Source organism: Anaerococcus porci, assembly GCF_034090325.1.
Lineage (GTDB): Bacteria > Bacillota > Clostridia > Tissierellales > Peptoniphilaceae > Anaerococcus > Anaerococcus porci.
The window spans coordinates 1-6,139 of the sequence record NZ_JAXDSU010000044.1 but is presented as its reverse complement, the minus strand read 5'-3'; the positions used below and the strand labels follow the sequence as shown (position 1 = coordinate 6,139).

Genomic DNA, 6,139 nt, shown 5'->3' with positions numbered 1-6,139 from the left:
AGATAATTCTACTTATTGTTCTCTATAATATTTTCCCTAACCTCTTTAACTGAATCCTCACTTGGTATCATCATGTATAATTGTGCATTTGGCATGAGTAGAGATTCTTCTCCCATGCTTCCGTATCCTTCAAGAGATTGGCTTTCTATATCCCAGTTTTGCCCTTTTTCTATTTGCTTGTTGACAAGCTCTATCATCTTATCATAAGACATATTTGTGTTTACTGATTTTAGGGCTATTTCTGCAAGAGTGTTGAAATTTAGTAGCATCTCTGGACTTAATAATTTTTTTATTATTCCTGTCATTATCCTTGTATGGTTTCGCCCTCTATCGAAATCTCCCTCTTCTAGATGATATCTTTCTCTAGCAAAGGCAAGTGCCATATCACCATCCATATATATTTCACCTTGTGGAAAGTGGTAGGCTCCTCCTGATGTAGTGAATTCTACCGGATTTTCTACTGTAATTCCTCCAAGTATATCTACTAATTCTTTTAAACTAGTGAAATTCACTTTTCCAAAGTAGTCTATGTCTATATTAAAAAAGTTCTCTATACTTTTAATGGATGTATCTACCCCAAAAAGCCCAGCATGGGTTAGTTTATCATAACCCATATCACCTATTTTAAGGTAGGTATCTCTTGGTATTGATGTAATTAAGATTTTTCCTTTTCTTGGATTTATACTCACTATCATATTTACATCAGATCTTGAGACATTGGAAAGAGCTCCGTAGGTGTCTATACCCGATATAAATACATTGAAGCTTTCATCTTCTTTTACTTGCTTTTTTTCTTGTTTTTCTTTTTTCTCATCTATTAAAACTGATTTTAAAACTCTAGTTTTTTCACTAAAGCCTTCAATGTTTTCATCTACCATAGCTCTAAAGCTTTCATTAAGAAGCATAAGATCTGCCTCACCATTTAAAAGTCCCTTAGCACCTGTTACATAGTCGGTATAGTCGATTGGTTCTAAGTTTGTAGAATCAAGTGATTCTAGTGCTTTGGTGGTACTTTTAGAATCTATAGTTTCTGCTGTAATTATATTTTTCCCATCTATTTCCTCGATTGATTTTATAGGAGAATCCTTTAATACAAGAAAGGATACTTCATTTTTTATTTGATGTTTGCTATTTGATATCTCTTCAACTGTGCTAATGGATTTGTGTGCATAGTAAATAAATAAAACTTCTCCAAGACTTAAGAGAAGTAGGATAATAAAAAGTAAGATTTTCCCTATTAGAAATTTTTTACCTAAAAAGCATAAGATTAGATTTCCTAGTACTGGAATAAATAGTATAAATAGAATTAATATTCTGTAATTTATTGGTAGAATGTTATATTTATTTATAAATACAAAAAATATTGCATATGTTATTAGAAATATTATGGAAGTAATTTTCCCAAATACCGACTTATTCAATTTTCTCTCCTTTATTATAAAACATATTATTTCAAAAAATATTTTATCCTACAAAAGATTATTTGTCAATCTAGGTAAAGGTTAATCTTTGATAAATTATGTCTTTTAATTTATTAAAGTTAGTAAGAAAATCAAAAAAATCCTACTTAATCGTAGAATTTTTTTGATTTTTTTGTAAAATTTTTCATAATTAGAAAGAATCTCTTAGTATATTTGCGAGATCAAATTTTGTTACAAGGGCAGGATTTGTAGGTGTACACCTATCATTGAGAGCTGTATCTGCCATCTTATCTATTGCATTTGCATAGTTTCTTGCATCAATTTTTCCAAGTCCTGATAGCTTTTCTGGAATTTTAAATTTTTTGTTTAGTTTTTCTATCTCTTTTATTATACAGGTGTAATCATTATGTCCTAGTTTCTTAGCTAAGCTATCTAGTTTTTTTCTTGCTCTTTCATCATTCTTACAGTTATAGTCTAGGACATATGGAAGAAGAATTGCGTTTAATCTTCCATGGGATATATGGAAGTTTCCTCCTATGGTGTGGGCAAGGGAGTGGTTTATGCCAAGTCCCGCATTGTTAAAGGCAATACCTGCTATGTTTGATACTTCAAGCATTCTTTCTCTAAGTGAAAGTCTATCCCCATCATCATATACCTTTGGTAGAATCTCAAAGACTGTTTTTATACAAGTTTCTGCAAAGGTATCTGTATAAATTGAAGCATTTTTACTTATATAGGCTTCAAGGGCATGGGTTAGAACATCCATTCCTGTATCTGCTGTTATAAAGTTTGGGACTGTTTTGGTGAATTTAGCTACCAAGAGAGCGTAATCTGGTAACATAAGATCATCTATAAGAACCTTTTTGCTATCACCAACTGTAACTACAGCAAAGTTTGTAGCCTCTGACCCGGTTCCTGCTGTTGTAGGTATAGCTATAAATGGAATTTTTTCTCCTATTTCTTTGTAGATATTGTATATAATTGCCTTTGTTGCATCTATAGCACTTCCCCCACCTATAGCTATTACAAGATCTGGATTAAAGTTTTTAAGAGCGCTTTTCCCATTATCTACTAGCTCTTGGTTGGGGTCAGGTCTTATTTCACTAAATATAGTATAGTTTACTGACTTATCAAGTAAATTTATAACTTGATCTATCATTCTACTTTCTACTACAAAAGGATCAGTTATGAAAAATATTTTTTTTGCCCCAAGGGTATTAATTGTTTCAAGGCTATCATCTCCAACCTTTATAGTAGATTTTACTGAAAATGTCATCTGTTCTCCTTTAATTTACTTTCATTTCTATCGGTATAAGTATTTCTGTTAAGTACTGGCTCTTATCCCTAAAGGTCCATGTATCCACAACAAATCTTTCTATGGATGAACCCTTTAATTTGTACCTATAGCTTTTGCTCCATTCTATGAGCTTTTTGTAGGATTTCTTTATATTATTATATGGTCCAAAGTGGTAAACTGATGCATAAAATCCCTTTTCTCTTTTGAATATATGGTTTCTATTTTCAATATCTTTCACAGTTTTTTGGATGTAGATTGCATCAATATCTCTATTTTCATCTTCATGTTTTATCCTATCTACAAAGGAGGAAAAATAAAACATGACTGCGCCTGTAATCTTGTTATTTTCTTCTTTTACAAAGTTTGTATAATCAAGACTTAGGATAGACTTTTCGTAATTGTAGTCAAAGTCAAATGGATAAGCTATAAACTCTTCTTCTTCGAAGTATTTTACGCTTGGATTGCTATTTCCCAAGGTAAAAGCTGCTGCTGCTTCGTTTATAAGCTCATGCCAATCTTTTATTATAACTAATCTTTCCCTAAGTTTTTTTATTTCATTTTCTGTATTTTTTATAAGTTTGCTAAAGCTTTCATCTATGTCATGGTAATTTGCTTTGAAGATGAATTCTTTTATCTCATCTAGAGAAAAGTCCATAAATTGTAGGTATTTTATTATTGACATCATCATTATGGTGTCCTTATTATAGTATCTGTAGCCATTTTCTTTGACATAGTCTGGTTTTATTATTCCTATAGACTCATAGTGTCTTAGGGTTCTTGTAGATACATCTGCAAGCTTTGATGCTTGTCCTATAGAATAAAGTTCATTTTTATCTTTCATTTCCCACCCCATAATTCAATCTTTTATATAAATATATAGTATTTTGATATATTTTTTCAACTAAATTATGGTTTTTCATTTTTACTAACTCTTCTATTTTCCATAAGGTTTTTAGGGACATAAAAGATATCTCACATATAAAATAGTCTGTGGAAGAGATTCTTTTTGACTCACTTTTTTCTGGCCTTACTTTTTCAAGCTTATCTGGAAGTTTGACTTTTTGATTTTGTAGAGCATTTTTGATAGATAAAAGTGTAGATCTTTTTACTGGTGATAAATAATTTAGACTTTTCTTTATTTTTTCAAAGTTTTTCTTATCTGTATATTCCATCATTCTAGCATACTTATCATAGATTGGATTAAATTTTTCATCTTTTGCGTAAGCCATGTCATCAAAGATTAGACTTATAAGCTCTCTATCATATGATAGGTATTGAGCAAGTCTCATTATCATAAACTCTATAGGAGAGTCTTGACATGATTCCCTTCCATTGAGTCCTTTGACTTTGTCAAATTGATCCCATTCAAAGTTTACAATAAAATTTATCTTTGCCCTAGACTCTTTGCTTATATTTTTTTCTTTATAGATTTCATCTAACTTTTCCTTATCTACATATAAAAATATATCTCTCATTTAATTTCCTTTCATAAGACTTATATTTCTAATTTGTGGATTTCTTATAGATTTTTGTACTTGCTGAGCTTGGATAAGTAAAAATGACTCATCTATCCTTGTCATATTTCTAAACTTTAATATTTCTTTTATATATATAGATAGTTTTTCGGATAAGTCTATAAGCTCTTTATAATCATTTGAAAGGATAAATTTTTCTATATCATTCATAAGCTCTTTTGGATAGTAATTTATTTGTTTTAATCTTCTTAGTCTGAGTTTATAATATGGCATATATACTTTAGCAAGTAAGAAAAGTGAACCGAATAATCCCTCTATAAATTCACTTTTTGATAAAAAAACTCCACCAATATCTTTTCTATCAAGGCTTCTTTTTAGGTTATATTGTCCAGCTTGTCCCATTTGAAATAAGTAGGCTGCAAGTTTTTTCTTTAACACATCATCTGGATAGAATTCTTTTAGGTATAATCTATATCTTGTAAAAATCTTACAATTATCAAAAAATACTTCGCCATTAGTTGCTGTCGCTAGATATGATTCTGGAATTTTAAGAAAATCAATATCTTCTATAGGAAATTTCCTAAAAGATGTGTACTTGTAATAAAATTCTTCTATAGAAAAAAGTCCCGTTCTTTTGCCAGCAGTAGCTGTCTCGATTCTTTCATATCCCATATATTTTTTAGGGATTTTCTTTAAAATTTCTTCTATTTTTCTTTGGTGCTTTATCTTATCTTCTTCTTTTAACCATATACAAAATCCCGGACCATAGTCATGGTCTTTTGAGATTTCATCATCTAGCCTAAAGTTTTCTGATCCTTCTCCAACCAAGCCTGTAGCCCAGATGTCTTCAATTTGTGGATATTCTTTTTTAAAGATAGGATAAGCTACATCATAGAAGTAGTTTTTTGATAATTCTATTGCCTTCATAAGATATCTCTTTTCCTTTTTGCCTCTTCTAGATTTCTTTCTAGAACTTTTTTGGCTGGACCTTCTCCTACTGTTTGATCGAATACTTCAATTGCTTTTTTGTAATATTTGATTGCTATATCATATTCTCCTAGTTTATAAAAGATATTAGCACAAGTTGCATAGGCATTAGCTAGATGAGGTACTTTAAAGTTATTTTTTTCATAATAGTCTATGGCAAACTTTGCATTTGTAAGGGCCTTGTTATATTCTTTTTTAAGTATTGAAATTTCTGCAAGATTTATCCTAGATACTGCAATTCTTTCCTTTTTATCTATTAAGTCTAGGGCTTTTTCTATATCAGCTTCAGCTTTATCTAGGATAGATTTTGACCTATAAGCTTGTGACCTATTATTATATAGACTAGCTAGTAGATAGCCTATATCATCAAAGTTTTTAAGGATTTCTTCACATTCATCAAGCCTTTTTATGGCCTTATCGTAGTTTTTTGCTACTATATCACAGTTTCCTATATTTAAGAGAAGACTTGCATATTCTTTAGATTTTTTGCCATAGTTTTTTATAACTAAGTCAACTAATATTTTATAAATCTTATAAGCAAGGCCTGTCTGTCCCTTTACTCTAAGAAAAGATGAGAGCTCATTACCTACAAAGATAATGGCTCCTTCATCCTTTAAACTTATTGTTTTAGAGAATTCTTCTAATAGGTATATTAGGGTTTCTCTTGCTTGAGATTTATTAAACTTTTCTTTTAATTTTTCATAAAAGTTCGATAAATCATATCGCATATTTTTTATTCTTATTTTCTAGAAGGAAGAATTGTTTCTACTTCTGTGTGTGGTCTTGGAATTACATGTACTGAGATTAATTCTCCAACCCTTTGTGCTGCTGCAGCTCCTGCATCTGTTGCTGCTTTCACTGCTCCTACATCTCCTCTTACAAGAACTGTTACAAGGCCTCCACCTACATGTTCTTTTCCAACTAATGTTACATTTGCTGCCTTTACCATTGCATCTGCT

The 6,139-nt window shown here is 30.6% G+C and carries 7 protein-coding genes; all 7 read right to left on the bottom strand.

The features are described from left to right. Positions 1-8 precede the first annotated feature (8 nt). Positions 9-1,421, bottom strand: coding sequence for an LCP family protein (locus tag SOR60_RS04785; protein ID WP_320595356.1), 1,413 nt, complete (start codon positions 1,419-1,421; stop codon positions 9-11). 190 nt (positions 1,422-1,611) lie between these two features. Continuing rightward, the gene (locus SOR60_RS04780) at positions 1,612-2,697 is read right to left on the bottom strand and encodes a 1-propanol dehydrogenase PduQ (protein ID WP_154540038.1); all 1,086 of its coding nucleotides are present in this window, start codon (positions 2,695-2,697) and stop codon (positions 1,612-1,614) included. 10 nt (positions 2,698-2,707) lie between these two features. Continuing rightward, complete coding sequence (locus SOR60_RS04775) at positions 2,708-3,559, bottom strand: MerR family transcriptional regulator (RefSeq protein ID WP_154540036.1); 852 nt, start codon at positions 3,557-3,559, stop codon at positions 2,708-2,710. Further along, positions 3,549-4,193 (bottom strand): DUF4125 family protein, encoded by a 645-nt coding sequence (locus tag SOR60_RS04770; RefSeq protein WP_320595355.1) that lies wholly within the window; start codon positions 4,191-4,193, stop codon positions 3,549-3,551. Before SOR60_RS04770 ends, SOR60_RS04775 begins: the two co-directional genes overlap by 11 nt. Beyond that, the gene (locus tag SOR60_RS04765) at positions 4,194-5,120 is read right to left on the bottom strand and encodes a DUF4037 domain-containing protein (protein ID WP_320595354.1); all 927 of its coding nucleotides are present in this window, start codon (positions 5,118-5,120) and stop codon (positions 4,194-4,196) included. Continuing rightward, positions 5,117-5,908, bottom strand: a complete 792-nt coding sequence (locus SOR60_RS04760) for a tetratricopeptide repeat protein (RefSeq protein ID WP_320595353.1) — start codon at positions 5,906-5,908, stop codon at positions 5,117-5,119. Before SOR60_RS04760 ends, SOR60_RS04765 begins: the two co-directional genes overlap by 4 nt. 11 nt (positions 5,909-5,919) lie before the next feature. After that, a partial coding sequence (locus SOR60_RS04755; RefSeq protein ID WP_320595352.1) for a BMC domain-containing protein occupies positions 5,920-6,139 on the bottom strand: 220 nt, incomplete at its 5' end.

What these genes read in the sequence shown, in the direction of transcription:
- SOR60_RS04775 (WP_154540036.1), bottom strand. Translation starts at nt 3,559, where the DNA reads ATGAAAGATAAAAATGAACTTTATTCTATAGGACAAGCATCAAAGCTT.
- SOR60_RS04770 (WP_320595355.1), bottom strand. Translation starts at nt 4,193, where the DNA reads ATGAGAGATATATTTTTATATGTAGATAAGGAAAAGTTAGATGAAATC.
- SOR60_RS04780 (WP_154540038.1), bottom strand. Translation starts at nt 2,697, where the DNA reads ATGACATTTTCAGTAAAATCTACTATAAAGGTTGGAGATGATAGCCTT.
- SOR60_RS04765 (WP_320595354.1), bottom strand. Translation starts at nt 5,120, where the DNA reads ATGAAGGCAATAGAATTATCAAAAAACTACTTCTATGATGTAGCTTAT.
- SOR60_RS04760 (WP_320595353.1), bottom strand. Translation starts at nt 5,908, where the DNA reads ATGCGATATGATTTATCGAACTTTTATGAAAAATTAAAAGAAAAGTTT.